Genomic DNA, 2136 nt, shown 5'->3' on the forward strand with positions numbered 1-2136 from the left:
CCGCGCCGCCGCGGCGGTTACCGGGCGCAAGCGCGGGCAGCGCGGTCCGAAGACGCTGGTGGTCACGGCCGGTCCGCTGACCGGTACGAAGATCACGCTCGGCGACCAGCCGATCCTGATCGGCCGGGCCGACGACTCCACCCTCGTCCTCACCGACGACTTCGCCAGCTCACGCCACGCACGGCTGACCAACCGGGGCGGCCAGTGGTACGTGGAGGACCTGGGCTCCACCAACGGCACGTACCTCGACCAGCAGCGGGTGCAGGGCCCTCTCCTGGTCGGTCCCGGTCAGCCGATCCGCATCGGGCAGACTGCCCTGGAGCTGCGTACGTGAGGACACGTGCCGGCACCGACATGAGGACCGCAACCGGGCGCACGCGCCCCCCGAGCGCCAGCGAGGTGGATGCATGAGCCTCGTCCTGAGGTATGCGGCGCGCTCGGACCGCGGCCTGATCCGCGGCAACAACCAGGACTCCGTCTACGCCGGCCCTCGCCTGCTCGCCGTCGCCGACGGCATGGGCGGGCACGCGGCGGGCGACGTCGCCAGCAAGGTGGTCATCGCGGCGCTGGAGCACCTGGACGACGACGCCCCCTCCGGCGACATGCTCCAGGCGATGCGCGAGGCCGTCTTCGAGGGCAGCGAGCACCTGCGCGAGGTCATCCGCGAGTCGCCCCAGCTCGAGGGCATGGGCACGACCCTGACCGCGATCCTCTTCGCCGGCGGCCGGCTGGCGCTGTGCCACGTCGGCGACTCCCGGGCCTACCTGGTGCGCGACGGCCAGCTCTCCCAGATCACCCACGACGACACGTTCGTCCAGACGCTGATCGACGACGGCCGGATCACCGCCGAGGAGGCCAACAGCCACCCGCAGCGCTCGCTGCTGCTGCGCGCCCTCAACGGCCAGGAGGTCGAGCCGGACCTCTCCATGCGCGAGGCACGTGACGGCGACCGCTACCTGCTGTGCTCCGACGGCCTGTCCGGCGTCGTCAGCGAGGAGACCCTCGCCGAGGCACTCAAGGACCCCGACCCCCAGTCGACGGCGGACCGGCTGATCGAGCTGGCGCTGCGCAGCGGTGGCCCCGACAACATCACGGTGATCGTCGCCGACGTGGTCGAGGACGCCGGCGGACGAGGCCGGCTCGACCCGGTCATCGACGGCGCCGCCGGCGACAACGTCGGCCAGCGCCAGGTCGACCCCCGCTCGGCGGCCGGCCGCGCCGCCCTCGCCGATCCACAGCCCCAGTCCCCGCCGCCACCGACACCGCCGACGGGCGACGGCTCCTCCGCCCGCCGCCGCCCGCTACGACTTCTCCTGGTGGCGGTGGCGGCTCTCGTCGTGCTCGTGGCGGGAGCGGTCGGTACGTACATCTGGGCACTCGGGCACTGGTTCGTCGGCGTCGACGGCAGCGGCACGGACGAGCAGGTCGCCGTCTTCCGGGGGCTGGACGTCTCCATCGTGGGCTTCGACTTCTACGAGCTCGACGAGGCCACCGGCATGGCCGTGGCCGACCTGACCCCGGCGGCCCGCAACCGGGTGCGGGGCGGGATCACCGCCGACGACGCGGACGACGCCGACCGCATCCTCGCCGCGCTGCGCCAGCAGCGCCTCCCCCTCTGCCGGACCACCGGGTCGACCCAGCCGTCCCCGTCGACCTCCGCCGCACCCACGCCGGAGGTCCCGGGCGCACCGCTGCCGACCGAGCCCCCGGCCGGTGAGGCCGGCTCCGCCACGACCTCGTCGACCCGGACGACGGCATCGTCCGAGCCGGGGGAGAACTGCCGGGAGAGCGACTGATGGCCGGCCCTGCAACCGACCCGCGCGGCGACGCCACCGGCACCCCGCTGCCTACGCGCCGCGGCACCGAGGCGGTGCTGCTCGGGTTCGCCGTGCTCATCACGGTCGTCGCGCAGTGCATCGTCGACCTGACGATCACCGGCTCGCTGCGACCGGAGATGGCCGGGTTCAGCGCCTGGATCACCGCCCTGTGGGTGGTCGCGCACCTGGTCATCCGCAAGTGGGCGCCCTACGCCGACCCGCTCCTGCTCCCCGCGGTCGCGCTGCTCGTCGGGCTCGGGCTGACGGTCATCCACCGCCTCGACCTCGCCGCCGAGCAGGTCGACAGCAACGTCACCCG

General features: G+C 73.7%; 3 protein-coding genes. All 3 read left to right on the forward strand.

The features are described from left to right. Positions 1 to 334, forward strand: a 334-nt coding sequence (locus VK640_14330) for an FHA domain-containing protein (protein ID HTE74359.1), incomplete at its 5' end; no start/stop codon positions are given. A 73-nt stretch (positions 335 to 407) separates the two neighbouring features. Beyond that, positions 408 to 1796, forward strand: a complete 1389-nt coding sequence (locus VK640_14335) for a PP2C family serine/threonine-protein phosphatase (GenBank protein ID HTE74360.1) — start codon at positions 408 to 410, stop codon at positions 1794 to 1796. Next, positions 1796 to 2136, forward strand: a 341-nt coding sequence (locus VK640_14340) for an FtsW/RodA/SpoVE family cell cycle protein (protein HTE74361.1), incomplete at its 3' end; no start/stop codon positions are given. The genes VK640_14335 and VK640_14340, both read left to right, overlap by 1 nt.

This window comes from Actinomycetes bacterium (genome assembly GCA_035489715.1).
Classification (GTDB): domain Bacteria; phylum Actinomycetota; class Actinomycetes; order JACCUZ01; family JACCUZ01; genus DATHAP01.